The 26,988-nt window shown below is 58.5% G+C and carries 21 protein-coding genes; 8 read left to right on the top strand and 13 right to left on the bottom strand.

Going from position 1 to position 26,988, the window contains the following annotated elements:
• Window positions 1–68: 68 nt before the first annotated feature.
• Complete coding sequence (locus VJ369_RS13475) at window positions 69–1,007, bottom strand: LysR family transcriptional regulator (protein WP_324092585.1); 939 nt, start codon at window positions 1,005–1,007, stop codon at window positions 69–71.
• 152 nt (window positions 1,008–1,159) lie between these two features.
• On the opposite strand from VJ369_RS13475, the gene VJ369_RS13470 reads away from it, so the two are divergent.
• The 3 genes from VJ369_RS13470 (at window position 1,160) to VJ369_RS13460 (ending at window position 6,443) form a co-directional block, all read left to right on the top strand.
• Window positions 1,160–2,464, top strand: a complete 1,305-nt coding sequence (locus tag VJ369_RS13470; RefSeq protein WP_324092584.1) for an aromatic ring-hydroxylating dioxygenase subunit alpha — start codon at window positions 1,160–1,162, stop codon at window positions 2,462–2,464.
• Entirely contained in the window at window positions 2,461–3,852 is a 1,392-nt protein-coding gene (locus tag VJ369_RS13465) for an iron-sulfur cluster-binding domain-containing protein (protein ID WP_324092583.1), read from the top strand. Before VJ369_RS13470 ends, VJ369_RS13465 begins: the two co-directional genes overlap by 4 nt.
• Before the next feature lie 71 nt (window positions 3,853–3,923).
• A complete protein-coding gene (locus tag VJ369_RS13460; protein ID WP_324092582.1) occupies window positions 3,924–6,443 on the top strand; it encodes a GcvT family protein in 2,520 nt (839 codons plus the stop codon).
• Between the two features lie 419 nt (window positions 6,444–6,862).
• On the opposite strand, the gene VJ369_RS13455 is transcribed toward VJ369_RS13460, so the two are convergent.
• The 9 genes from VJ369_RS13455 to VJ369_RS13415 form a co-directional block, all read right to left on the bottom strand.
• Window positions 6,863–7,960, bottom strand: a complete 1,098-nt coding sequence (locus VJ369_RS13455) for a peptidase C39 family protein (protein ID WP_324092581.1) — start codon at window positions 7,958–7,960, stop codon at window positions 6,863–6,865.
• 53 nt (window positions 7,961–8,013) lie between these two features.
• The gene (locus tag VJ369_RS13450) at window positions 8,014–10,155 is read right to left on the bottom strand and encodes an iron ABC transporter permease (RefSeq protein WP_324092580.1); all 2,142 of its coding nucleotides are present in this window, start codon (window positions 10,153–10,155) and stop codon (window positions 8,014–8,016) included.
• Between the two features lie 12 nt (window positions 10,156–10,167).
• On the bottom strand, window positions 10,168–11,235 hold the full coding sequence (locus VJ369_RS13445) for an iron-siderophore ABC transporter substrate-binding protein (protein WP_324092579.1): 1,068 nt from the start codon (window positions 11,233–11,235) through the stop codon (window positions 10,168–10,170).
• A gap of 45 nt (window positions 11,236–11,280) precedes the next feature.
• Window positions 11,281–12,078 (bottom strand): ABC transporter ATP-binding protein, encoded by a 798-nt coding sequence (locus VJ369_RS13440; RefSeq protein WP_324092578.1) that lies wholly within the window; start codon window positions 12,076–12,078, stop codon window positions 11,281–11,283.
• A 162-nt stretch (window positions 12,079–12,240) separates the two neighbouring features.
• On the bottom strand, window positions 12,241–13,074 hold the full coding sequence (locus tag VJ369_RS13435) for an AraC family transcriptional regulator (RefSeq protein WP_324092577.1): 834 nt from the start codon (window positions 13,072–13,074) through the stop codon (window positions 12,241–12,243).
• A gap of 329 nt (window positions 13,075–13,403) precedes the next feature.
• Window positions 13,404–13,880 (bottom strand): GNAT family protein, encoded by a 477-nt coding sequence (locus VJ369_RS13430; RefSeq protein WP_324092576.1) that lies wholly within the window; start codon window positions 13,878–13,880, stop codon window positions 13,404–13,406.
• Window positions 13,881–14,102: 222 nt separating this feature from the next.
• A complete protein-coding gene (locus VJ369_RS13425) occupies window positions 14,103–14,849 on the bottom strand; it encodes a siderophore-interacting protein (protein ID WP_324092707.1) in 747 nt (248 codons plus the stop codon).
• Between the two features lies 1 nt (window position 14,850).
• Complete coding sequence (locus VJ369_RS13420; RefSeq protein WP_324092575.1) at window positions 14,851–15,843, bottom strand: iron ABC transporter permease; 993 nt, start codon at window positions 15,841–15,843, stop codon at window positions 14,851–14,853.
• A complete protein-coding gene (locus VJ369_RS13415; protein WP_324092574.1) occupies window positions 15,840–16,907 on the bottom strand; it encodes an iron ABC transporter permease in 1,068 nt (355 codons plus the stop codon). Before VJ369_RS13415 ends, VJ369_RS13420 begins: the two co-directional genes overlap by 4 nt.
• Before the next feature lie 61 nt (window positions 16,908–16,968).
• Between VJ369_RS13415 and VJ369_RS13410 the strand changes: the two genes are divergently transcribed.
• Window positions 16,969–17,919: an iron-siderophore ABC transporter substrate-binding protein gene (locus VJ369_RS13410; RefSeq protein WP_324092573.1), complete on the top strand. Its 951-nt coding sequence runs from the start codon at window positions 16,969–16,971 to the stop codon at window positions 17,917–17,919.
• Between the two features lie 790 nt (window positions 17,920–18,709).
• On the opposite strand, the gene VJ369_RS13405 is transcribed toward VJ369_RS13410, so the two are convergent.
• Together VJ369_RS13405 and VJ369_RS13400 are read right to left on the bottom strand one after the other, a co-directional pair.
• Window positions 18,710–19,597, bottom strand: a complete 888-nt coding sequence (locus tag VJ369_RS13405; RefSeq protein ID WP_324092572.1) for a bifunctional 5,10-methylenetetrahydrofolate dehydrogenase/5,10-methenyltetrahydrofolate cyclohydrolase — start codon at window positions 19,595–19,597, stop codon at window positions 18,710–18,712.
• Window positions 19,594–20,205, bottom strand: a complete 612-nt coding sequence (locus tag VJ369_RS13400) for a cyclodeaminase/cyclohydrolase family protein (protein ID WP_324092571.1) — start codon at window positions 20,203–20,205, stop codon at window positions 19,594–19,596. Before VJ369_RS13400 ends, VJ369_RS13405 begins: the two co-directional genes overlap by 4 nt.
• Before the next feature lie 297 nt (window positions 20,206–20,502).
• Between VJ369_RS13400 and VJ369_RS13395 the strand changes: the two genes are divergently transcribed.
• Both VJ369_RS13395 and VJ369_RS13390 read left to right on the top strand, forming a co-directional pair.
• Window positions 20,503–20,721, top strand: a complete 219-nt coding sequence (locus VJ369_RS13395; protein ID WP_324092570.1) for a DUF2945 domain-containing protein — start codon at window positions 20,503–20,505, stop codon at window positions 20,719–20,721.
• Window positions 20,718–21,266, top strand: coding sequence for a DUF488 domain-containing protein (locus VJ369_RS13390; RefSeq protein ID WP_324092569.1), 549 nt, complete (start codon window positions 20,718–20,720; stop codon window positions 21,264–21,266). The genes VJ369_RS13395 and VJ369_RS13390 overlap by 4 nt, the downstream gene beginning before the upstream one ends.
• A 12-nt stretch (window positions 21,267–21,278) precedes the next feature.
• Here VJ369_RS13390 and VJ369_RS13385 read toward each other — a convergent pair whose 3' ends face one another.
• Window positions 21,279–22,184 carry a LysR family transcriptional regulator gene (locus tag VJ369_RS13385; protein WP_324092568.1) on the bottom strand — a complete coding sequence of 302 codons (906 nt, stop codon included), beginning with the start codon at window positions 22,182–22,184 and terminating at the stop codon, window positions 21,279–21,281.
• 272 nt (window positions 22,185–22,456) lie between these two features.
• Between VJ369_RS13385 and VJ369_RS13380 the strand changes: the two genes are divergently transcribed.
• Both VJ369_RS13380 and VJ369_RS13375 read left to right on the top strand, forming a co-directional pair.
• Window positions 22,457–24,784: a PrpF domain-containing protein gene (locus VJ369_RS13380; protein WP_324092567.1), complete on the top strand. Its 2,328-nt coding sequence runs from the start codon at window positions 22,457–22,459 to the stop codon at window positions 24,782–24,784.
• Between the two features lie 10 nt (window positions 24,785–24,794).
• A complete protein-coding gene (locus tag VJ369_RS13375) occupies window positions 24,795–26,963 on the top strand; it encodes a tripartite tricarboxylate transporter permease (RefSeq protein ID WP_324092566.1) in 2,169 nt (722 codons plus the stop codon).
• Window positions 26,964–26,988 lie beyond the last annotated feature (25 nt).

The following is a 26,988-nucleotide window of genomic DNA, read 5'->3' as shown; positions in this document are numbered from 1 at the left end:
TGAGTGTGATCTGTGTCAATAGCCAATGGAAAAATAGTTCTCCGGCCTCCGGCGCCTCGCGGCCTGGCCTAACCGTCCAATTCCTCAGTCAATCGCTGGGAAATAATCGCTTCCGCAGTGTGCTGCAGAAAAGTTAAAGATTCTTCGATGAGCGGCGAACCCCGCCCGCCTTTGCGGGTCACCGCAACGATGCGCCGCGAAGGTTTGGCAGTTCCGGAGATGCGTCGACGCACCACAGTTTCCACATTTCCCAACGTGGCCAACCGCGGCAGCAACCCCACACCTAAGCCGGCGCCGATAAAGGCAATCATGGTTTCCCACTCGATCGCTTCGTGCGCAATGTGCGGCGTGACTCCCAACGAGGTGAATGCCGAGATGAATAGCGAGCGATATACCGATTGTTCATTTTCAGTTATCCATGGATCCTCGGCCAATTCTTCCAGTGAAACGGTTTGGTTCAGCGCAAGCCGGTGTCCGGCTGGCAGCACCACGTCCAACGGGTCATCGAGCAACACGGTCTGCTCAAATCGGGCGCCCGCCTCGGCTGACCCGTGAGCCTGCGAAGCTACGATCACCGCCAGGTCGATTCGCTCAGCGAGCAAAAGATCCAAGCAACGCTGCGGGTGAGCTTCCATCAGCTGCACCTGAACGTGCGGGTGGACGGTGTGCAGCTCTTCCGCCAAGGGCGCGAGCAATTGGGCAGCGGCTGTGGAGAATCCACCCAAACCGAAGCTCGCTTGCACCTGTCCCTCACTGGCCAAGGCCGAGGCCCGCAACTGCTCCCATTGGGACACAATGCCGTCGAGTCCCGCCACAAAATGCCTGCCGGCAACCGTCAGCTGGATGCCGCGCCCATCCTTGATCAGCAGTTTAATCCCTAGTGAACGCTGCAGTTCACGCAGCTGCGCAGACACCGCGGAGGGCGAGTACCCGGTGAGCTCAGCGGTACGTGCCACGGTGCCCACCGAGGAGAAAACTCTCAGGGTAATCAGACGAGGATCAATCATGCACCTATTGTGCATGATTTCCTCCACTTTCTTGCGCTTTTCATGCGACTCTTCAGACTTTAGTCTCGACATATATGGTGATTCACTTCACAGATTTCTGCGGTGCATCCACCACCATGACAACACTTGGTTTCTGGCTTCTAGGAGTAAAAATGACAGCTTCGGTAAGTTCCCCGCATTCCATGCGAGGCAAGTTGGCTTCTTCGGTGACAGCCGAACAACTCACCGAAATTACCGAGCTCTTCCAGAACCGGCGCCTAGGGTATTCGCTCGACTCCCCGTTCTACACGGACCCAGCTGTTTTTGCGCTGGACATGCAGGCGGTCTTCGGAACGCACTGGCTCTTCGCCACGAGTGTCGCCGAGATCCCCGAACCCGGAGACTACGTGACCGTCGACTACGGCCCATATTCGCTGATCATCCTGCGCACCGACGACGGCGGAGTCAACGTCCTGCACAATGTCTGCCGCCACCGCGGTGCCCGAGTACTGACCGAAGCTTCGGGCAGCACCGGAAACCTTGTCTGCGGATACCACTTCTGGACCTACTCCCCTGAAGGAGACCTGATCCATGCCTCCGCTCCGGGGGAAGCAAAGTTCGACAAGAATTGCTTCGCCCTCAAGAGAGCCCACGGACAGATTCGAGCGGGACTCATTTTTGTCTGCCTCGCCCAAGAACCACCTGCGGATTTTGATCAGGTCGCCGAAATCTTTGAACCCTACCTTGCGCCGCACGACATCTCCCGCACTAAGGTGGCCTACCAGCAGAACATCATCGAAGAGGCCAACTGGAAACTGGTGATGGAGAACAACCGCGAGTGCTACCACTGCGATGGCCACCCAGAACTTGCCTGCTCGCTGTTCCCCACCTGGGGGCTGAGCGACGAAATCGTTCCGACCCATCTCGAAGAAGTGTGGGAACGCAATAAACAGGCTCAGTCAAGCCTCGAAGAACGTTGCCGCCGCTACGGCATCCCATTCGAAGTTGTCGAAGAATTAGATACCCGCATCGCCGGGATCCGCATCTCCCGTGAATCCTTGGACGGCGACGGTGAATCCTTCTCCCCCGACGGCCACCGGCTATCCAAAAAACTTCTGGGCGACCTACGCGATTTCCGCCTTGGACGTTGCTCCATGCACCTGCAGCCCAATAGCTGGTTCCACTTCCAAAGCGATCACATCATCACCTTCGCCGTCTTCCCTATTAACGAGCACCAAACCCTGGTACGCACCACCTGGCTGGTAGCCGATGATGCGTTGGAAGGCGAAGATTATGATCTGGACACCCTGACGCACACCTGGAAGCAGACAAACCTGCAGGACAAGGCGTTCGTGGAGCTGTGCCAAAAGGGCGCGGCCAGCCCGGTTTACGAGCCGGGCCCCTACATGTTGAGCGAATACCAGGTTGAGGCTTTCCTTAACTGGTACACCCAGCGCGTTTTGGAGCACCTGGCATGACCGAAGCCACCACCCGCACCGGTATCCCGGAAGCCCAGCGCATCCGCGGATTGGAAATGCCATGGAACCGGGTACTGCGCGGACAAGATGGACCGGCCAGTGCCGCCCGCGCGCTGGGCCCCTGGCACCCGCAGGAGTTCATGGCCGAGTGCGTGCAGACCATCGCCGAGGCCGGCGGATTGATGACCTTCGTCTTTCGCCGGGTCGATGGGGCACCGTTGGCTTTCCGTGCCGGCCAATATTTGAATATTGCCTTCCCCGTGCACGGCGAAGACCAAGACTCGGTGGACCGCAGTTATTCGATATCCAGTGCGCCCACCGTGCCGTGGACCTTTAATATCAGCATCAAAAGGGACACTAACGGCCTCGTCTCCAACTGGGCGCATCAAAATCTGCGCCCCGGAATGGTCTTGGACATGCTCGGCCCGGTAGGCGCATTCCATCTGGGAGACTCCGACCGGCGAGCGCGCTACCTGTTCTTATCTGCCGGTGCGGGAATCACCCCGATCATGTCCATGGTGCGCACCATTCATTCGCTGCCCGGGTTAGCGGACGTGGTGGTGCTCTGCCATGGCACGGTACCCGGGGACTTCGCGTTCTGGCCCGAACTGGAATACATCACTCAGGTTGATTCGCGGATCAAGGTTTCCTATTCCTTAGGCAATCGTGAAAAGCCCGCAAGTTGGGACGGTTTCAGTGGACGGCTCACCGCACAGATGATTGATGCGGTGGCACCGGACGCCAATGGGCGCAAGGTGTTCGCTTGCGGCCCCGAAGGCTATCTGAATCTGGCCACCAAACTCCTGCGCGAAGTGGGGGTGGATGACACCTCGGTGTTCATGGAATTCTTCTCCGGTGACCATAAGACAGTGCTGGAATACCAGCAGGAAATTACCTTGGCCGAGGGTATTGCCGAGGAAGTCGCCGAGTCGGTGGACCAGTTCTACGAAAGCCAGCCCCTTGAGCTGGTCATGTATGAACCGGAGTATGACTCAGCAGGAACCATCGAAGCTACGGGACAGAAATTAGAAGTCGTCGACTCCAATATTTCTTTGCCGCCGGCTAAACCCTTGGTGGAACCGGCCGGGCCGGTTGATCCTTCGACTTTCCCCACCGTTGGCAGCGGGAGCCTGACGATGACCTTTGTGCGCAGCGCCTTGAACGTGAAGATCAATGGCGACGAGCACATCCTGGGAGTCGCGCAACGTGCCGGAGTCCGCATCGGGGCGAACTGCCAAGAAGGCATGTGCGGTTCATGCAAGGTAGTCAAACTCGATGGTGAGGTTCAGATGAACCATCAAGGCGGAATCCGTGCCAGAGAAATCTCGGCCGGCAAGTTCCTCCCGTGTTGTTCCACCGCGAGCACCGATCTGGTCATCGACGCCTGAGCCGGCCGGTTCTTCCCGAAATACTCGCAGCATCTCAATTCTCCACACCACACAAGTTTTAGGAGTCCACCGTGTCTGTTTCATCCCCACGGGTAGTCATTATCGGAGCCGGAATCGTCGGCGCCAACCTGGCAGACGAGCTCGCCGCGCTGGGCCACACCAATACCTTGGTCATTGAGCAGGGGCCATTGAACCAGCCCGGCGGTTCCACCTCGCACGCCCCCGGACTCGTTTTCTCCTCAAATCCTTCTAAGTCAATGACCGAGTTCGCCCAATACACCATCGAGAAGCTCACCTCGCTGGTGGGTGCCGACGGCCGTGGCTCTTTCCTTCCGGTCGGTGGGTTGGAAATCGCCACCACCGAGGCCCGCCTGCAGGATCTGCACCGCCGGGCCGGGTGGAACCGCTCCTACGGTGTACAGGCCGAAGTCATCGAGGCCGCCGACTGCCTGAAGAAGTTCCCCATGCTCAACCCGGAGAAGGTACTTGGTGGCCTCTTCACTAAAAATGATGGGCTCGCCCTGGCTAGCAAGGGCACCTCGCTGGTCATTGAGCGGGCGCAGGCTGCCGGAGTTGAATTCCGCGGCGGCACGGTGGTCACCGATATTGAGCAGTCCGGCGGCAAGGTCACCGCGGTGATCTGCGGTGAGGACCGTTTCGAAGCTGACATTGTGGTTTCCTGCGCGGGATTCTGGGGACCAAATATCGGAAAGATGGTCGGTACTCCGATCCCGCTGTTGCCGTTGGGTCACCAGTTCGCATGGACCACTCCGGCTCCGAGCCTGGCCGGAATCAATGAACAACCTGCCGGGGCCACCCGGCCGATCTTGCGTTACCAGGACGGGGACCTCTACTACCGCGAGTGGGGAGACCGTATCGGTATCGGCTCCTACGCCCACCGCCCAATGCCAGTAGATCTTGACACCCTGGCCCGCTACGCCCCGGAGGAAATTACCGATGAGCGGATGCCTTCCAGCTTGGCATTCACCCCCGAGGACTTTGCTGCCCAGTGGGCAGCAACTCAAGAATTGCTGCCGGATCTGCGCAACACCCAGATCCAGCGCGGCTTTAACGGCATCTTCTCCTTCACCCCGGATGGTGGTTCGCTAGTCGGCGAGTCCCGTGAAGTGGACGGGTTCTTTGTTGCCGAAGCCGTGTGGGTCACCCACGCTCCGGGCATCGCCCGCGCGGTGGCGCAGTTGATTACCAGCGGTCAGTCCGAAACGGATCTGAGCGATTGCGATCTGAATCGTTTTGAAGACGTGCAAACCACCAAGGAATACGTCAGCGAAACCTCCCAGCAGAATTTCGTGGAAATCTACGATATCCGCCATCCTCTGGAGCCGCGCCTGAAGCCACGCAACGTGCGGACCAGTCCATTCTTCGCCCGGCAGCAAGAGCTCGGAGCCTTCTTCTTAGAGGGCACGGGCTGGGAACGCCCGCACTGGTATCAGGCCAATGCCGCATTGCTTGATCAGCTGCCCGCCGAGTGGGCGGCCCCGGCACGCGATGAGTGGTCAAATATGTTCCACTCCCCTATCGCTGCAGTTGAAGCGTGGAAGACCCGTACCGCGGTGGCCATGTTTGATATGACTCCGCTGAAACGTGTGGAAATCACCGGTCCCGGTGCCGGGCAAATGCTGCAGGGGCTCACCACCGCCAATATGCTTCGTGCCCCCGGCATGGTCAGCTACACCCTGTTGCTGAATTCGGCCGGCAGTATCACCAGCGATATCACCGTGGCTCGTATCTCCGAGGAGCTTTACCAGGCAGGTATTAACTCAAATGTTGATGTCGCCTATCTGTCCCGCGAGGCCCGCAAATTCAACGTGGCAAACCCAGGCCAGTGGGTGAGCGTCCGTGATATCACTGCCGGCACTTCCTGCATCGGGCTCTGGGGGCCGCTGGCCCCGAAGGTAATGTCCAAGGTCAGCGAAGACGATATGAGCAATGACGGTCTGAAGTACTTCCGCACCAAGCAGATTTCCATCGCCGGCATCCCGGTCACCGCGATGCGCCTTTCCTACGTGGGTGAATTCGGCTGGGAGCTCTACGCCACCGCGGATGTCAGCGCACGGCTCTGGGATGTCCTCTTCGAAGCCGGTCAGGAACATGGCATCATCGCCGGTGGACGCGAGGCGTTCAACTCCATGCGGCTGGAAAAGGGTTTCCGCTCCTTCAGCACCGATATGACCAGCGAGCACGAGCCGGAACAAGCGGGTCTGGGATTTGCTGTCAAAGCTGCCAAGACCGCTGACTTCGTGGGCAAGGACGCCTTGGCATCCCGCGCCGCCGCGGCTACCACCAGGCTGCGCTGTCTGACCATCGATGACGGTGTCTCGATGGTCCTGGGCAAGGAACCGGTGTATGTGAACGGTGTTCTGTCCGGCTACGTCACCAGCGCCGCCTACGGCTACACGGTGCGCCAACCCATCGCCTACGCCTGGTTGCCAACCTCGGTGCAGACCGGGGACAGCGTACAGATCGAGTACTTCGGCCTGCGCATCGCTGCGACCGTGGTTGACGATCCACTGTACGATCCGCAGATGGACCGGCTGCGTGGGGTCGACTTAGCGGTAACCCTGGGCTGAATCATGACCTAACTCAGCGATTTCTGTCCGGAAACGGTGTGGTTCACGGGGAGAACAGAGGAGGTGGCACGAGAAGTTCTCGGAGCTGCAGGGTTAATTGCTTGGTACTCAAGGCAAGTTGACCTGCAGCCAGTGACCCGCCGCGCCCCATTAGTGGTGATCCGTGCGATGCTGCACCATTCACGCCAGGGGGCAGACAAGAGGTGGGCGACTGATCTCTGGTCGCCCACCTTTTCGTATCAAGCGGATTTCTGGACCTGGCAAGATCAGTCGCAGCAGCTTAGGATCAGTGCCGCAGATGTCCCGCAGCCTGTGGGACATCTGCCCTTAGGCGGCAATCGAGTCCTGATCGACAAATAACTTCTACCAGGCAATAACGATCGCAAATTTATGGATATTTCAGAGCTCTCAACGGTCAGTTATTCAGAGAAGCAATCGGTCAAAATGAGTGCCGCCCGATAGCCATCGGCCTCAAGGCAAGACATGGAATCTAACTCCTGGAGAGGAATGGGAAGGCACGTTACGTCTACCCAGCTCTCTCCGCTAGGAGCATCAATCCACGAATCATCAATGATGATCACCGGCTTCTCTGTGGATCCCGCCGTCCCATGGCAAAGTATCCAGTGCGGGACGTCGTATCCGAGCATCTGCCGCAATGACACCAGCAGTAAGACCCGGGCGCTCTGACTTACGGCCTCGTGAATCTGCGAGATTTCCATGCGCTTAGAAGTCACCGGCAGTCCGGTCGCTTCGGCACGACGGCGCGATTCAGCCTGCAAAATGCCCCTCCAGCTGCGTTCGGCCTCAGGGTAGTAGTCAACAATTACTGGCTTGTCGGTATCCAAAGACACTTGGACGCGGCTTGCTGGCCAGCGCTCAGCGATGGCCAGCCCGAGCCCCACGGGTTCGCAAGCCATGAAATTAGTCGCTTGACGCCACAGCAGCAACTCGACGGAACGCAGTCGATCCATCGTTGCAATGCTGGTGGTTTCCCCGTGCGCGGCCAGCGCGGCAACCGCCGCGCAGGTGAAGTTCTCGCTTTGCTCGTAGTGCGCGGTGGGCAGATAGCAGGCTGGATGTAACCAGTGCACATAGCCGAATCGTGGAATCGAGGCCGAACCATCTGCGGTTCCGCGCGGAGCTGGCAATGATTGGAAACCCATTTGTTCAGCCAGATCGGCTAGCCACGGTTCTTCCGTCCAGCCTTCCCATTTCACGCAGGCCAGATCCTTTTCTTTGGCGTAGTCCAGCACCGCACGGACGAGCTCTTCATATGTTGCTGCGTCGCGGGCAAGAATCCCAGAGATCTTCACATATGCAGCCGCCGAACGAGCGGTAAGCAATGCGGCGCCGGTTACTGTGGCGTCTGACGACTGTATCGTGAGCAGCCGAGCGTTAACCGTTGCCACGCGGCTTTCCCACGGACCTGGCACGGAGCTCAGATGCCGCAGTTGCGCCGGGTGGTGTTCCGGGTCGAAGTCCTGGATTCTCGTGTACTGGGCAGAGCGTTGCGCCATGGTTCCTTCCAATTTGGTGGGGTGCGGAGCCGGTTAAGATCCTCGATTAACAACTAGCTGCGTGATCGGTACAGCAGCCAAATGAAGTACGGCGCGCCGAGTAACGACACGATCAGACCGGCGGGAATCTGTGCTGGCGCGATGACGGTACGGCCCAAGGTATCGGCGAGACAAACTAGCAATGCTCCGAAAACTATGGACACCGGGATCACCTTGTGATGGCGGGAACCCACCAACGACCGGGCCAGATGAGGGGCGATGAGTCCGACAAAGCCAACTACACCAACGGCCACGACGCTGAGCGCCGCGAGCAGTGCGGCAATGGACAATGCGGCTAATCGGGTGCGAATGGTCTTGATGCCCAGCACCCGTGGCAGGTCTTCGTCGATGGCCAGCAGATCCAGCTTGCGTCCCATGAGCAGCACGACCGGAAGGGCTAATGCCAGCACCGTCAGAACAGGGAACACGTCTGCGAACTGGCGTCCATAAGTTGAGCCAGACAGCCAGGTGTAGATGCGCGGAGTCTCCCACGAATTGATGCTCAGCAGCAGGTAGGTGGTGACCGCAGAGAGCGTATAGCCTGCACCGATGCCGATCAGCACAAAACGCTCAGGGGAGAATCCTCGGCGCCAAGCTAGCGCGGTGATGGCAGCGAAGGTCGCCAGACCGGCAATCACCGCAAAAATCACCAGTAGCGAGCGGGAACCGCCAAAGGCGGTGACCACTATAGCCGCACCCAACCCTGCCCCCGCGGTGATGCCCAAGATCCCGGGCTCGGCCAATGGATTGCGCACGGTGCCCTGCACCAGGCAGCCAGCCAGACCTAAGGCGGCTCCGGCACCCAGCGCCGCGGTGGTCCGTGGTGCGCGTTCGGAGAAGGCGCGGGCGATGAGCTTGGGCGCATCATCCTGGAACCACAAGGCGAGATCTCCCAGCTTAAGGAACATGCTCCCGGCCAGAAGGCCCAGAATCACGGCTCCCACCAGCAAACTAAGTCCCAGCGCCATGGTGAGAATGAACCGGCGGTTGCTGCGCAATTTGCTTGCTACCTGTAACGGGTTGCGGGAGCTGGATGCTTCGGGCAACCGGATTGCCAAGATGATGATCAGCACCCCGCCGAGGATCGCGGTGGGAACTCCGGTAGGAATGGAAGCCGCACCTTGAGCACCGAGCAAGGCACGAAGGGAAACATCGGCCAGCAGGATCAGCAGCGCACCAATCAGACCGGTGGCCGGCAGCAAGAAAAGTTGACGGCGCAACACCGTCAGTCGACGCGACAGCAGTCGGGCGAGCACCGGGGCGCCAAGCCCTACAAAAGCAATCGGACCGGCCAGCGAAACGGAGACACCGGTGAGCACCACAGCACACAGGACGGCCACGGTGCGGGTTGAGCGTACCGGGATGCCGAGCACCGCCGCGTTTTCATCCCCCAAGGACAGGACATCCAAGCGGCGAGAGAGCAGGAGACAGATGGCCAGCACCACCAAGATCACCGGGAGACTGCGCAAGAATGCATCGAGATTTAATTGGGCCAGCGACCCTGAACCCCAGGCATACAGTCCTGTCGTATTTTCCTTGAACAGCAGCAAAATGATTCCGCTGCCTGCTTCCAGCGCCATTGCGATGGCTGAGCCGGCGAGGATCAACCGGGTGGTGGCGGTTCCCGAGCTGCGCCCGGAGATTGCCAGCACGATACCGGCCGCGAGCAGCCCGCCAGCGAATGCGAGAGTGCTGGAAGCCAGCGTTGACATGCTTATTCCCAGGGCAGCAGCCACGCTCAACGCGAAGTATGCACCGGAGGTGACGGCCAACGTGTCCGGAGAGGCCAGCGGGTTGCGGGTGACCGATTGGAGCAGCGAACCGGCTACCCCTAAAGCCAGACCGACGGCGGCACCCGCACAGAGGCGCGGTAGCCGGGAGCCGGTGAAGATCTCGGCGGCGCCCACTCCTCCGATACGGGTGTCATCTCCGGTGAACGCGCGAAGCAGTTCACCCAGACCAATACCGGAGGTCCCCTGAGTGAGATGCCAAGCACCCACCAGCAGTACCGCTGCCGCTAAGGCGGCTAACAGACCCAGGCCAGCGGCGACACGGGTACCGGTGACCGGCGCGGGGGAATGATCCGTGCCGGTCATTTGGGTGCCGGCACCGCTGGCCACGATCTGTCGCTCTGCTGATTTTTCAGCGGTTTTCATTTCAGCTGTACGCTACTTGGCTTCCGAGGCGGAGGTCAGTGCATCGGTGAAGGCATCCACTGCTTGACTGGTGGACTTCGGCCCGCCGGCACCCCAGATGTTGGGGAACTGGAAGGTCCGGCCTTCCTTGACTGCGGTCAGGTTGTTCCAGATCTCGCTGGATTCCAGTTCGGCGGTCCATCCGGTGCCGGCGTCGTTGGAGTAAAACAGGTTTACGTCGCCAACGCCCGCTAGGCCCTCTATGTCGGTCTGGGCCAGCCCGTATTCTTTATTCACGCCGCCGGATCCGAAGGACTTGTTGATGTCATCGTTCCACGCTGGGCTCAGGCCCAGTTCCTTGCCGAGCTCTGTGAACAGAGCCCCGTCGGTGTAGGGACGGATCGTCAGGTTGGAGCCGTCAACCCAACCGTCGAAGAAGAGGAAGTCGGTGGTTTCCAGCTTCACATCGGAGACTTCCTGCTTTTTCTGCGCCAAATGGGCGTCGAATTCGTTGAGTACTGCGGTCGCGCGCTCGGTGCGTCCGGTGGCTTCGGCGACCTGTGAGAAGACATTCTTCATGTTGCCGATGGGATCCGCAGAATCGTTGCCCTTAACCGCCAATACGGGAACGTCTCCCTTATCAAGCTGCGACAGCACTGGGTCTTCTTCACTGAAGGCGTCCACGATGATCAAGTCGGGGTCCAGTGCGTAGATTGAATCCAGATCCGGCTCGCCGCGTTCACCCACCGAGGCAACGCCCTCAGGCAGCTCCTCTGCAGTGACGTAGGTGCTATAACCATCCGGGGAAGCGACACCCACCGGGGTGACGCACAAGCTCAGTGCATCTTCAATTTCCTGCCATTCGAGCACGACTACGCGCTCGGCTGGCTTGTCCAATTCCAGTGTGCGGCCCAGGTCATCGGTCATCGACACCGGGTCTGTGCTTGTGACGGTGGTGTCATCCGCGCAACTTGCGGATGCGGCGGCGGGGCTCTGTTCGGTGCCGGAACTGGTGGTGTCGGTAATACCACAGGCGGTGGCTGTGAGCAGCAATACTAAAGCGGCCACTGAAGTGACGGCATGACGGGCGAGTGCAGGCATAGGTTTTCCCTTGTAATTGAATGATTCGGTGGTAGGAAGAGGCGGTCAGCTCTGCCGGTGGCGGCTGACCGGTTCGATACGCAGCAATCCGCTCTGCTTATCTGCGTGGACCTTCACGGTGATCTCATAGACATCCGAGAGGTTCTCCGCGGTGAGGACCTCGGCGGGGGTTCCAGCGGTGTGCACCTTGCCGTGCTTCATCAGCACCAGCCGATCGGCCAGCGCGGCGGCTTGGTTCAGGTCATGCAGGACGATGCCGACGGCTAGCCTATTCTCACGGGCAAGATCATGGACCAGGTCCAGGGTCTCAACCTGATATCTCAGATCCAGGTGATTGGTGGGCTCGTCGAGAAGCACCACGTTGGTTTGCTGCGCCAAGCATACGGCCAGCCAGACACGCTGCAGTTCTCCACCGGACAGTTCCCCAGCAGCCTTACGTGACATCGCGGTGGTCCCGGTCAGCTTCATGGCCCAGGCAATCGCGGCCTGATCCGTCTCGGATAGCCCGGCGAATCCGCGCCGATGCGGGTGGCGGCCGAAGGCGACGATATCAGCCACGACCAACCCTTCAGGGGTGGCGTGGGACTGGGCGAAGAGCGTGACTTCATGAGCAAACGCTCGTCCGTTGAGTGTGCTAATTTCGCGGGGCTCCCCGTGGGTACCGGTGAGCGTGATGACTCCCGCGGCACGCTCGTGCAACCTTGCCATGGAACGTAGCAGTGTGGATTTTCCGCTACCATTTGGCCCAATAAGCGCGGTGACTTCACCCGGGGATATCCGGATGGAGGCGCCGTCGACCACAGTATTTTTCCCATAGCGCAGCACAACCTCCTGGGCGTGCATGTTTCCAGCTCCAGCGGGGGCTGCTGCGGTTGCTACGCCTAGCATGGGCGATGGGCAGACTGAATACGTCTGGCTTTGGTAAGTATTTTCACTTAGGTAAGTCTAAGTTAACTAATTAGTGTCAGCAATCGATGACTTCTGACAGTCAATCAGGTTTTTCTGTCAAATATTCAGCTTTGCCGACGTGAAGGCCCCAGGCGTGGAGCCCATGGTGCGTCGAAAAGCATCTATAAAAGTACTTGGCTGCGCATAACCTAACAGGTCTGAGACGTCCTGAACTCCCTCGCCATTGGTCAGCAGCTCCAGGGCGCGGTGAATTTTGACCGCTTGGCGCCACTGGGCAAAGGATAGACCGGTCGATTCGCGGAAGACACGGGTGATAGTCCGTGCACTGATTCCAGAATCTACGGCCCATAGTTCAAGCGACCGATTATCCGCCGGGTTGGTTATTAACCGGTTGGCGATGCCATTAATTCTAGGGTCCTCGGGCAGCCGCAGCGCTAGCTGGTGAGCGGAGGGTTTGAGCACGTCGAAAACCACGGCCTCCGCGCGCGCTCTGGCTTCTTGGCCCAGATCCCGATTGGATAGATGGATCAGCAGAGACTCAAGCAACGGCTCCATGACTATCACCGTAGGAGCTTTGAATGGGGTGGTGGTTCGTTCGGGGGCAAAGAAAGCACTGAAAAGTTTTACATGCGCAGTCAACCGTCCCCCGTGCAGCGCTCCGGTCGGAATCCATAGACCATGCCCCTCGGAGACTGTAAAAATCTGCCCTTCGATTTGAGCCGTCAACGTCCCGTTCTTGGTCCATAAAAGTTCATGGGCCTGGTGGGAATGCGGCTCCCACTCTGTAGAGACCTCAATGGTGTATGCCTCGCTCAGAATTACAAACGAGGAGGTGGCGGTACTAGGCAGCGCGGTTGCCCGCGCCAATGCAGTATCCGTTTCACGGGACCAGGAGCCAAGCCCTGCGGTCGGCTCAGGATAAAGAGTCATGGTAGCAGTATAGAAAGTTATCGACATGACGCGGCACGTACCCGGTTAGCTCAACCGAAGCAGTTGAGGCATGCACCCACTTCTAAGGCAAAGACGGCCTGCGGAACTCAAAAAACTTCGCCGCCCGGTTCAGCAACCACCAAGGGAGCTGACGGAACTGAAAATCGCCTTACTGAAAAGCTCATAGCTAAATCCTGCATAGCATGTATGCAGTTCTGGGCATTGACGGTCACTCCAAGTCCGGCCAGTCGAGTTGAGAGTCGAATCCAGTTTCAGCTCGCGCCGCGCACTGGTAGGAACCTAGGCTGCATTCGGCCCGGCGCAGATGCTTAGTCCAGTACGTAGTGCGCGAGCTGCGCATCAAGACTTTGTAGCTCAAAACCGCGGCGCGTGAGCAACGTGGCTGAGACCGTGTTAGCCGGAGCGACGCGGGCACTGAATTTAGTGATTCCGTAGATTTTGGGAATGGTGATCAGGGCACTATCGAGCATGGCTCCGCCAACTCCTCGCCCCCATTGATCTGGCGATACCCAGTAACCGATCTCCACACGAGTTTCTTGTCGCGTGGAAAATACGACGCCGACAGCTTCATTTGCTTCAGCCGCTAGGAACCATCGGGAGGCTCCCACGGTGTCGAGCGGTTCATGCTGAAGGGATTCCTGAACGCAGGCTGAGATAGTTTGCTGGTCCCATGCCTGGCCAAAGCCAATGAAGCGCGTAACACGTTCATCCGAGGCCAGGCTGGCAAAGAATTCGGAGTCCGCATTTTGGAATGGACGAAGGGTGATTGAGTGCTGGCGCAACATCCGGGGCCTTTCAACGTTGTGGATCTAAACAGCTTATAAAAGTATTAATCTGCCCTGAGCCTGCCGGAGCACTGCACTCTGAGACAGCATTAATGCCGGCTGTGTTAAGTACCGCCAATTTCGGCATGTGAAAAGAGGGCTCAAAAAATGCAGGATAGCCTCATGGGCAGTTGAGGCGCACCGCCGCAAACGGGAAAATCTGACATCTGCGTCTCCTGTTTGCTAGTCGGCCCGCCAGTACCCAGTAAATTGGATATTTTCCTTGCCCACCCCAAAGTCTTTAACGAGCACGCGGCGCATTCGTCCGACCCATTGCGCTTCGCCTGAAATCCAGATGAACGCCGATTCCATCGAGCAAGACTGGGCAATATCAGTGGCCGCGATCAGCTGAGTTGCGTGAAGGGGGCGTTCGAATACCGAGACCTCTCGCGGCCCTGTGAAAACCGGCGGCTCTAACGAAGTGGTGAGACCTACAAGGACCGTTTGACCAGGAGTATCCCCCGCTTCTTCGTGGAAGCGCCGAACTGCAGGCAGGGCACTGGGATCAGAAAATATGTAGGTGCGTGCAGCTTCGGCAAAACTCTTGCACATCCGCGGAGGAATGCACCAGAGAAACTGCCCGGGTGCTGCTTGCCGTGCCCACTGCGTTGCGATTCCCGCTTCATGCAGCAAAAAGTCCACGGTCACTGTACGCCGTTGTCTATCCACAAATAGAACAGTATATTCTCGCAGCTCGAAGGTTTCCGAAGTCAGTTCATCTGGCATGGAAGACGGGTGCACGAATTCATTGGGGAAGGACAACACGAGAACGTCGTCAAATCCGTGGGAATCAAAGTTCGCTTGCCCATAGTTGAATTCGACTCGCATGAATTGAACGTTCAGCCGTATCACCGAAGTCACCCAGAGCTGTGTCCACCGCTTTTCATGACGATGCTGGGCGCGCATCCTGGTTCGCCGGCGTTCCTCCATCTCAGCCACGGACCCTGCCTTGACGGAACAACAACCCGAGGAAAAACCCTCCACCAAAAATGATCGTGACCACTCCAACCGGCAATGCCACCGGCAACGCATACTGGGCGACCAAGTCGCTGAGCATGAGCAGGATTCCCCCGGTCAGCGCACAGACCAACAGGTTGCGCGAGCCGGTCAGCGAGTGGCTGATATGCGGGGCGACCAAGGCAACGAAGCCGATAGGGCCTGTGCAGAGGACAGCTAGCGCCGCCAAAACTGCGGCCGCGGCAAACAGCACTGCTCGAATTCTTGCGACATTCACTCCCAGTGCCGCAGCAAGGTCATCCCCCATCGCCAGCATGCGCAATTCGCGGTCGAAACATAACTGGACTAATACTAGCAACGCGACCCCTAGCACCAGCCAAGGCAGTTCGGACCAACCTCTGCCTTGCAATGTTCCCACCAACCACGTCTGTGCGATTTGGGCAGAGGGAACGAATACCTGCGTGAGCATGTAGTTGACCAGGGCCGTCGATAACGCGGCCAATCCGACACCGAGCAGGATTAGCCGGGTTCCATTGAGCCGGAACACCCGGACAGCCACCAGCAGGATCGAGGCAGCGGCGAATGCGCCAAGTAACGCACCAATCGAGGCATCGATAAGCGAGCCACCCAACAGCAAAATGACGACGCAGCCCCCCAGAGATGCGCCGTTGGTGATACCGATAATGTCCGGACTTGCCAGAGGATTACGCAACAGCTGTTGCAGCAAGCTGCCACTGGCAGCAAGAAGCATGCCAGCCATCAAAGCCACCAGCGCTCTGGGGATCCGTCGTTGCATGACGAAGAATTCAGTCATGGGAGCCGGAGGACTTCCCAGCATCGTATTCCCGAAGTCTGCCAAACTTACCCGGTATTCTCCGAAAAAAGCCGATCCTGCCACCAGCAGCAATGCCAGCGTCACCATGCCCGGTAGCCATCTGACACTTGTGTTAGTTCGGATCGCTGTCATGACATCTTCCTCATGCTGGGTCGAATGATCAGAATCATGAGTACCAGCGAGCCGATGATGGCGGTCATAATGCCAACTTGCACCTCGGCTCCATGGCCGATAAGCCGTCCAACGATGTCGCAAGCAATGACCAGAATGGGAGTCAAGACTGCGGAAAAGCGAATTACCTGTTTTGTATCATGACCTAAGACTAGGCGTACGAGATGCGGGACCACGAACCCGACGAAAGCGACAGGACCGGCCAATGCCGTAGCCGGTCCGCAAAGTAACGCCACAATCAGCAGAGCACCCAAACGGGTTTTAGCGGCTCCTGCTCCCAACGCGTTGGAGCTCTCATCACCCAGGTCAAGGACGTTTAATCGCTGACCAATGAGCCACGACAGCAGCAAGCCCAGGAAAATCAGAGGCGCCACCCACATGGCTACCTCAAGTGGCCTGGCAGCCAACGACCCGACCTGCCAGAACCGAAACTGGTCCAATAGATCTTCGTCCGAAAGAATCAGTGTCTGGGTGATGCCTGCCAGGATCGCGGAAAACGCCACCCCGCACAAGGTGATGCGCACGGCTGAATCCCGAAAGCTGGGGAGCGAAGCACAGGCAAAGAGGAACAGCGCCGCCGCACCGGCTCCCCCGAGTGAAAATGCGATACTGGCCATCGCTCCCGCAGAACCCAGCACGAGGATCCCTACCGCCATTCCCAACGCAGCTCCAGCATTGATACCCAAAATGCCGGGATCGGCAATCGGGTTGCGAATGACGCTTTGCATCATGGCACCACTGGCACCCAACGCCGCCCCAACCAATAAACCGTTAATACTGCGTTCCAGACGCAGACTGAAAACTATCTGTTGATCACCGGCACTTGCGGTGCCCTGCACCACTTGCAGCAACTCAGCGACTGAAAGCGGCTTGGCTCCCAAGCAGAGGCTGAGCAACAGAATTAATGCCAACGCGACAGCGGAGCCGAGATACGCCGCTGGCAAGGATAGGCGGAGCCTGTCGCTTTGGCCCGCGTGCGCTGCGCCGTTCTTGCGCGAATATGACGGCGCAGAATTATTTTTCACCAGTTAAGCATTTCATGTATTAGGGTTGGCTTGCTTACATTCCAATAATAGGGGAACACTCGTGATTGCTAAAAGAAATCGCAGCTTCGCTACGCTCGCCGCCCTCACCGCTGCCAGCATCGCAGCTTTGACCGGCTGCGCCAGCTCGGCAACAGGAACCGTGGCAGAGTCCTCCAGCCCCGAGTCGGCAACATACTCGGTGGAGCATGCCATGGGCACCACGGAGATCAAAGGAAAGCCAGAACGCATCGTCGTGATTGACTCACCGCATCTGGACGCATTGACTGCCCTCGACATAATTCCGGTCGGCGCCACCGAGTCGGGTGCCTCCCAGGGCTTCCCCGCGTATCTTCAGTTGCCCGAAGGCAAAACCACCAGTGTCGGACTGACCATGGAGCCCTCCGTAGATGAGATCGCCAACCTGAAGCCAGACCTAATCATTGGCGCAAAGGTACGCCATGAAGCCATCTACAAAGAGCTCTCTGCAGTTGCTCCAACCGTGTTCTCCGTCGATTCGGGAACCAACTGGCAAGAGCAGGCCCGTGTCACGGCCGCCGCTGTTGGCGAAAGCGCGAAAATGGAAGAACTGATCTCTGCGCTCGACGAACGGGCGGCGCAAGTCGGCGAAGAGGTCAACGCAAATGGCACCACCGCGTCAATCGTCCGTTTCCGCCCGGATAACTTCCGCCTCTACGGCCCAGAGTCTTTCTCCGGCTCTATTCTCAGCAGCGCCGGCTTTGATCTGGGTACCGAAGGCTGGAACGAATACTCCATGAAGGAACTTAGCCCGGAACAGTATGAGCAGATTGATGGGGATTTGGTCTTCTTTACCAACCCAGATGGTGACCCTAAGGCAACCACCATGGAAAAGGTCACCGGACTGTGGGCTTCCTTAGACCCAGTAAAGAATAATGATGTTCACGAAGTCTCTGACGAAACCTGGATGGTTGGCATCGGTGTCGTCGGCGCAAACCAGATTCTTGACGATGTACAGAAACTGCTAAAGCGGTAATCTCAGCAAAAGAGGTCACGGCAGGACCCTCAGGGTCCTGCCACCGTTATATCCGCGGTACCCGCCCGTCCTCAAATATCCGCCTGGGAAATAACAGAAAGTTGAATCTGCCCTCAAATTGCGTGGGCCGTTGCGCAAGGAGGCTTGCTCACTAGTCGACCCGATTTTCCTCGACATTTACTTTCATGGCTCAAGATAGAGAGCAAGCATGTAGCACCAAAACTGTTGCCAACCGGCTCATTTCGACCCCTCAAAGTCTAGGGCCAGCACGTGCGGGACTTATTATCAAAGGCCTAATCTATGCCCCGGAGCACGGCATGGTAGCTTTCACGGTTCCCGGAATGGCCGAGTTCATCAACCGACAGCACGACTCAACCGCGTAGGTCATGACAACCCCAGCATTCTCAGTGAACGTATACGAAGCGCGGGTGCCGGATGCCGGTGAAGTCTTCAATCAAGAGTCATCGCTGACGAGAATCAGGTAGGTTTTTAAGCTAGTTAGTTATGAGTTCCGACATGCAATTACGGGACACACGTTGCTGTTTCATTTGGCTACCGGTTCAAGCCGTGATGATCACGCTGCAGGCACTGCACCGCCGCACCATCGACCTTCCTCGCGATGATGCGGCGGCAAACATCCGACGCAGTGACGGCCAGCGATTCCACCAAGGATCCTGGCCCGCGCGTGGTGTCAGTTATGGGTCCACCAGTTACTTGCAGTTACCGCGTTCCTCCTCCGCGCCTGCGAGCTGGATTGCCCAGCAAACACGTCACGTTGGCGGTCTGACAACTACCGGCCTGCGCTCATCTGGCACTCCTCTCGGCGACGACGCTCAAGGAAATTGGCGGCCGCTTGAACCGTGTGCAAAAGCAGCAAAGCAGTGGTCACCGTGCCCACTCCCCCAGGCACCGGGCTCAATGCCGAGACCAGGGGCTGCACCGAGTCGGTTTGCACATCCCCGGTGAGCTCACCGGATTCACTCACGTGAGTTCCAACGTCTATCACCACCGAGTGCGCTGCCACCTCGTTGGCCGTGAGCAGGTGTGGCTGACCAGCAGCCACCACACACACCTCGGCCCGTCGGGTATGTTCGGCTAAGTTAACGGTGCGCGAATGACAGATGGTGACCGTCGCGTCACGTTGCAACAGTAGTTGCGCCAGCGGTTTGCCAACCACCGTGGAGCGGCCTATCACCGCCACATGCTTTCCGGACAGCGCGATCCGGTAGTGCTCAAGGATTTCCATCACCGACCGCGCGGTGGCTGGAGCGAAGGCAGCTTGTCCAACACTCAGCCGGCCGAGACTAACTGGGTTAGCTCCGTCAATATCTTTGGCCGGGTCTATCAGTTTGACCAGTGAAGAGACGTCAATTCCCTGCGGAAGCGGGGTTTGCAAGATGATGCCATGAATTAGCTCATCGGCATTCAGTGTCTTGATTGTTTCGGCAATTTCCCCTTCGGTAGCTTCGCCGAGATCAAACACTTCACAGGCCACTGCGAGCTTTGCCGCAGTCCGCGCGATCGATCCGACATACCAATTGGTGGCTTCATTATCCGTAGCTACGATGACAGCAACTTTGGGCGTGATGTGCTCAGTGGCTAACTGCGTGACGAGGTCACCGAGGCGCTGACGAACTTTTCCGGCTACCGGTCCACCGAACAATATGCGCGCGCTCATACGGTGACCGCCGCGCGAACCTGATCGCTGAGCAGTTCCGCTGCGGCGATGGTTGCCACTGCTTGGTTGACGGTGCCGATCAGCCGGTCGCGATGCTTCTGTGCGTTGAGTGCAGCGATATTCATTTCCAGGGTTGTGACCGCTGTACGCGTTGCTGCGCGGGCCGCTTCCGCCGCGGCCGCCACGTCACTGAGCACCGACGGATTGCCAATAGCTAATAAACGCTGAGCGAGCGTCACGACAACAGCCGAGATTTCGACGGTACTGACCAAAGGTTCACTGGCTACCATGGTTGCTTCTTGAATCGCAGCCGAACGTTGCCCCATTTGATCTTTTGGCATTCGATAAGCGCTACTCAGCTGTCCGAAGCAGCGTTCGTCTTCCTGCGCGGCATACAGTGCAGAGCGCATCAGAATGCGCGCACGCTTAGCGATTTGCCGGGCTTCCGCCTCCACGTCGCGAAAACGTGGGCCGGCGGTAAATTCGGCCGCCATGGACACCAAGGCCGCACCCTGCGCCACCTGCATGGCCGCGGCCGCACCGCCTCCCGGAGTCGGCGCTTTGGAAGCGAGCCGCTCAAGATAGCTGGTGACTGTTTCGCTGGACATCAATGTGGTCCCCTTCGGGCCGGATGAGGCGCTGATGCTGAATCGACTTGCAGTGCTGTCATGGCAATGCAGGCGCAGATACTCGATAGCGAGTACCAAGATGCCGGTCGATACCACCCTAATATTGTTAATATCCGACTGGTATATCAGAATACCTTGAAGCCTAAAACAGACACCGGTCACAGGTCAAGGATTTTTAATTTCGACTAGCCCTTCGACTGGCCGGGAAACTGGCAAGCCGCTTGATGACAGCACAAGACACAGATGCTTGAATGGAGAAAAGCGAAAGGAGCCAGCATGACGCAAGCATTTTCGAAAGGTGATCACGTCTCGTGGAATTCCGAGGCAGGCAGGGTATCGGGCAAGATCATCAAGGTGCACACTGCCGACTTCGACTACAAAGGCCATACCCACCGCGCCTCTGAAGAAGACCCGCAATATGAAATCAAGAGCGACAAGACTGACCACGTCGCGGCACATAAGGGCGGCGCGCTGAGACTGCTCAAAGACCAGTGAGCCACGTGGAAGCCACGCAGATCTTCACCATTGGACATTCAAATCGAACACTCGAAGAGTTCGTGGAACTGCTGCAGGAGAATGCGATTGAACAGGTTATCGATGTCAGAAAACTCGCCGGGTCCGCGAAGTTCCCGCACTTCAACTTTGACGCTTTAGCCACGTCTCTCGCGGCTGAGCGCATCGATCTGCGGCGCCTCGAACCGCTTCAGGGGCGACGCACAGTAAGCAAAACCATCCCCTTCGAGGTCAATGCATGGTGGGAAAACCGGAGTTTCCACAACTATGCCGACCATGCGCTCTCCCCGGATTTTGTGGTGGCGCTGGACGAACTCAGTCATCTGGGTGCCGCAGCCAACACGGTGGCCATGTGCTCCGAAGCCGTGTGGTGGCGCTGCCACCGGAGAATTATCGCCGACCACTTGCTGGCCCGCAAGATTCACATGCTGCATATTATGGGTCCGGGTAAAACCGCAGAAGCCCAGCTCAGCGCCGGCGCCGTCCTTGATGAAAACGCCACTGTCCGGTACCCGGAGCAAGCCTAACCCTCGGTGCTCCTACCGAATCCAGGTTTGACTCATTTCTACCAGCAGCGACTGGAACGCATTCTCCGCCGGCGCCCGGACTCGATCCCGGCGCTGGGCCAGAACCACGCTGCGCGGAGCGGCAGCTTGACCCAGTGACAGGATCTTTACGCCGGGATGATTATTCATCACCGCGGATTTCGGCGCCAAGGCAATACCCAAACCCACGGAGACCATTGCCTGAGCCTCTTGATAGTCATTTGCTTGAAATGAAATCTTCGGAGAAAACCCTGCAGTGTTACATGTTCGCTCCAGAAGTTCGGCCACCGGATGCTCGTTCGCGCGCACGATCCACTGTTCATGAGCCGTATCGCCCATATCAATCTCATCGAACTGCGCAAACGGATGTTCAACGCCAACCACAAGTACCGTCGGCTCCGTGAACAGCGTCGTCAGCTCAAAGTCCGCACGGTTCAATTTGTGCCACTCATATTCCCAGAGCAACCCCAAGGAGATTTCCCCCTTGGAGAGCAGCGATATGAGCTCTTGCAATCTGGTACTTCGCACATCAAGATTTACCGAGGGATACAGCTTGCGGAAGCGGCTAATCACCAATGGCATGAACGAACTGCCGAGGGTGGGAAAAGTCCCCAGGCTCAAGCTTCCGCTTTTAAGCCCTGCCAGCTGATCCAAGTCTGAAATCGCGGCATCCATGTGCTGCAAGATGCGCCTGGCATGGGAGGCAAGAACATGACCCGCGTCCGTAGGCGTCATGCCTCGCGCGTGGCGCTGAAGCAGGGGCTGCCCAACCTCCTCTTCGAGCTTGCGCAGCTGCTGGGAAACTCCCGACGGAGTATAGAAAAGTTCATCCGCAGCCGAGGTGACGGAACCACCTTCGACTACTGCGAGCAATATTTGTAATCTCTTTACGTCGAGCATGCCGCCTCCTTGTAGCAATACTTAAATATACTCCAGAACCACAACATTTACTGGATTTACATCTAAACTTTCAAGCACTTCGGCATCCGAATCGCACCCATAAGACGAACACGCCCCTCAGCAGCCCCTGCGTAGTCTACGAATTCAGCGATGCTTCAATCTAATGCAATTTTTGTAACTACTAATGCATTCATCTTTAACGGATCATCAGTACATAACGGACGTGCGGCACATCACAAATGGTGCTTGGCGCGATGATCTCGATAGATTAGGTGAATCCAATTAAACGATTAGTTAAGGCTACGTGGATGCGTGGGGGTACCAGCAAGTGCTGGGTGTTTGAACGAAGCGAACTCGAAGTCGCCGGCTTTACCGTTGACGAGGTTTTGCTTCGCCTCTTCGGGTCTCCCGATCCGCGCCAGATTGATGGCATCGGCGGCGGAAGCTCAACGACGAGCAAAGCCGTCATCCTGACCCCAAGCACCGAACCCGGCATCGATGTCGAGTACACCTTCGCACAGGTTGGCATCGACCAGGCTGTGGTGGATTGGGGCAGCAACTGCGGTAACTGCTCTGCAGTCATCGCACCCTATGCGCTCGACCGCGGTTGGGTCAGCGCCTCCAATGGCGAAGTCTCCGTAAGAATCCGCAATACCAACACCGGCCAAATCCTGCACGAGCGGCTTGCCGTTCCGCAGTCGCCGGCTCACCGAACCGCGGATACTTTCATTCCTGGCGTGCCTTTCCCCGGAGAACCGGTGGAAATCGGATTCGTGGATCCTGCAGGCGGCACCACAGGCAAACTGCTGCCCAGCGGAGAAGCCCGCACCGTACTCCAGGTGCCAACGGTTGCCGGCGGCCAATTCGAGAATCTCGAAGCTACCCTGGTCGACGCTGGCGCACCGGTGGTCATCATCAGTGCGCAGGACGCCGCGCTTGGCGAAGTGGATTTTTCTCTCTGGACCACCGAGTCAACCACCGAACTAGCGCGCTTGGACAGGATCCGCCGAGCCGGAGCCGTGGCCATGGGTCTGGCCGAAGACATCGTCTCCGCACAGCGGGCGATTCCCAAACTCGCCATCGTAGCCGCCCCGGAGGCCGGCTCGGAATGCGACTTCAAGGTCATGATGCTTTCAATGGGTGCACCGCACCCGGCGCTGGCCATCACCGGCAGCGTGGGACTCACTCTGGCCGCCAGAACCCCGGGTTCTATCATCGCTTCGCTATTGAGCGGCGCGGCGGAGGAAAAACTTCGTCTGCAGACACCTGCCGGAGCCATCGAAACCTGGTACCGGAGTATCGGCGGGTCCGAGGTCGTCGGAACCACGCGCACTGCGCGTCTTCTCGCCGAGGCAACCTTGAGCTTCGACCCGGTCACGGACCCAGCAGACGGCCCGGCGCAGATGCACCTGACCTCCGAACTGGTGGAAATCGATGAACCGCTGGTTCCGGACTTCGAGGAGACCCACCTGCCTGACCCCGCACCGCATAAGCGGCGCACGGTGCTCGCTTCGGTGGGTGTGTTCGCAGCCCTTGGTCTTGGCACGACGCTCATTGCCGGAGGACTGCTGAACCCACCAGCAACCACCACGGACGGCGACTATGCCGGAGAAACCCTGGAACTGGTCATCCCCCTGGCGGAAGGCGGCGGCACCGATACCTGGGCACGCTTCATCGGCCAGGAATTGATCCACCAGATCCCCGGCACTCCAGGCTTCGCCCCGACCAACGAATCAGGTGGCGAAGGAATCACCGGCAGCAACCGGTTTGCGACCTCCGCCGATGAGAACGGAACCGAGCTTCTGGTCAGCACCGCCACCACGGTAGTGCCCTGGGTTTTGGGCCGCGACGTGGTGCGCTACTCCTTCGACAAGCTGGAGCCAATTATGGTCAACGGCACCGGCGGAGTGATCTACGGACGCACCGAGGCAGGAATCAACGACGTGCGCGACCTGGTCGATAGAGACAAGCCACTGGTCTTCGGCGGAATCGCCGCCACCGGGTTGGATCTGACCACTCTGGTCGCCTTTGACCTGCTGGAAGCCGATGTGACCTCGACCTTTGGCTTCGAGGGCCGCGGTCCGGTCAACCTGGCCTTGCAGCGCGGGGAAGTCGATATCGATTACACCACCACCTCCTCCTATGAATCGGCCGTTCGCCCCATCGCCGAAGACGGCTCGGCAAAGGTGCTGATGTCCTTCGGCCAGCTCAATGAGCAGGGTGAAATCGTCCGCGATCCAAACTTCCCGAAGGTGCCAACCGTCGTTGAAGCCTACGAGGATATCCATGGCGAGGCGCCGGCAGGTCCAAAGCTTGAGGCCTACCGGACCCTGCTCGGCTTGACCTACACCTACCAGAAGGGACTTTGGGCCCCGGCTGAGGTGCCGGTTCAAGCACTTGACCTGCTGCGCGAGTCGGCGCATAAGCTCTCCGAAAACGAAGAATTCAACGACCGCGCCGAGGATATCCTCGGCGGCTACCCCATCGTTGCCGATGACAAGCTTGCCGAGCGCGTCAAGGAAGCTTACACCGTCAGTGAGGAGACCAAGAGCTACGTCACCAGCCTGCTCAAGGACTCCTACGGAGTAGAAATACACTAAGGAGCGAACAATGTTAGATTCTGCAATGTCCGCATTGGTTTCGCTGACGGACCCGAGCTTGCTGCTGATGCTGCTCGTTGGGGTTCTGGCCGGCTTAGTCATGGGACTTATTCCCGGCCTGGGCGGCACTGCCTCCGTGGCCATCTTGCTGCCGATTACCTTCGGCATGGACCCAGCCCCCGCGCTGGCGATGCTCATCGGTGCGCTCGCGGTAGTGCACACCTCGGATACCGTTTCCGCGGTGCTACTCGGAGCCCCGGGATCCGCTTCAGCCTCGGTGACAATGCTTGACGGCTATTCCATGGCGAAAAAGGGACAAGCCAAACGGGCGTTGAGCCTGGCGTTCCTCTCCTCCATGGCAGGCGGCATCATTGGCGCCGTCGGACTGACCCTGGCCATCCCGTTGGCTCGTCCGCTGGTCCTCTCCTTCGCCAGCCCGGAGCTGTTCATGCTCACGGTGCTCGGAGTCGCGTTGGCCGCCGTGCTTTCCCGCGGAAATGTCATCAAGGGCCTGACCGCAGGTGCCCTTGGACTTATGGTCGGCATGATTGGCACCTCGCCAACCACTGCCGAGGAACGCTTCACCTTCGGTTCGCTCTTCCTGGGCGACGGGCTCTCGCTGGTTGCGGTGGCGCTCGGCGTCTTCGGCCTGGCAGAAATCGCTTCGCGGGCAAGCCAGCGTCGCGGAGACACCACGCAGGTTAAGGTCGAGGGCGGCTGGGGTTCGGGCATCCGCGAATGGCTGACTCACTGGAGCCAGGTTCTACGCGGTGGACTCATCGGCATCTGGGCTGGAATCCTTCCGGGCGTCGGCGCCACAGCGGGCACCTGGCTGGCCTATGGCCAGGCGGTAGCAACCGCCAAAGACAAGACCCAGTTCGGCAAGGGCGACCCGCGCGGCATCGTCGGCCCGGAAAGCGCCAACAACTCGGTGGAGGCCGGCGATCTGATTCCGACCTTCTTGTTCGGAATCCCGGGCGGCGTTCCCTCGGCAATGCTGCTGGGCATGCTGCTGACCTACGGCATCCAGCCCGGTCCAAGCATCATCAACGAGCATCTTGATCTGATGTATCTGATCATCTGGTCCTTCGCGATCGCTTCGGTGCTCGGCGCGCTATTGTGCTTCCTGACCGTACGCCCGCTGTCCTCGCTGACCAAAGTACCGTTTGCCATCTTGGCCGCCGGCCTAGTAGTCATCATGCTGCTTGGCTCCTTCCAGGAGAGCGGCCAGATCGGCGACCTGTGGATCATGCTGCTGCTCGGCGTTGCTGGCTGGTTGTTGAAGTCAACCGGCTTCCCGCGGGCACCATTCCTCATCGGCTTTGTGCTTGCCATCCCGCTGGAGCGCTACTACTTCCTGACCGATAGCCTCTACGAAGGCTTCGATTGGATGCTGCGTCCGGGCACCATGGTGTTCATTGCAATCCTCGTCCTTCCAATTCTCTGGAATGTCTTCAAGTGGTTCCGTGCTCGCCGCAAGCTCAGCGCGGATGACGACCAGCTGGTAGATGCTGCTCCAGATGCCGAAGCCCCGTTGAAGAACTCGATTTGGTCGCTGGTGACCTCCGCTGTACTGCTGGTGATTTTCTCCGGTTCGCTGGTGCTCTCGGCAAGCTACTCCCCCGATGCACGGCTCGTTCCGCAACTCATCGGCTGGCTCGGAGTCATCATGGCCCTGGTCCTGGTGCTTCAAGAGCTGCGTTCACGCAAGCGCGTGCTCGCTTCAAGGCAGCAGGTTTCAGTGGAAGCTTCGCTCTACGCCACGGCTCCAAGTGAAGCTGCCGTGCATTCCACGGGAACAACAGCACTTCGTTCATCGGGTTCCGCCGCGGCGAGTGAATCGGTTGTCTCCTCTGGCCGGCTTTCGAGCGGTTCGATTCAGCCGCCTCAACCGGCAATTGCTCAAACCGGCAAATTTGGCTGGGGTGCCCGGTGGACGCAGGATGCCTCGTTCGCCTTCCGCACATTCGCTTGGATGGGAGGATTCCTCCTGCTCGCCGGACTCATTGGATACCTCGCGGCAATTTCTATCTTCATCCCCGCGTTCTTGCTTATGGTTGCCAGAGCGAAATTGAAGACAACGATTATCTACACCCTGGTGTTCTTTGCCCTCATGCTGGCCCTGCCTTCCCTGCTGCCGATTGATCTTCCACAGGGACTGTTAACTTCATGGCTGTAGCACCACGTTTTCGAAAAGGAGAAAC

Source organism: Glutamicibacter sp. (assembly GCF_035257265.1).
GTDB lineage: Bacteria > Actinomycetota > Actinomycetes > Actinomycetales > Micrococcaceae > Glutamicibacter.
This window is presented reverse-complemented; position numbering and strand designations above follow the sequence as displayed.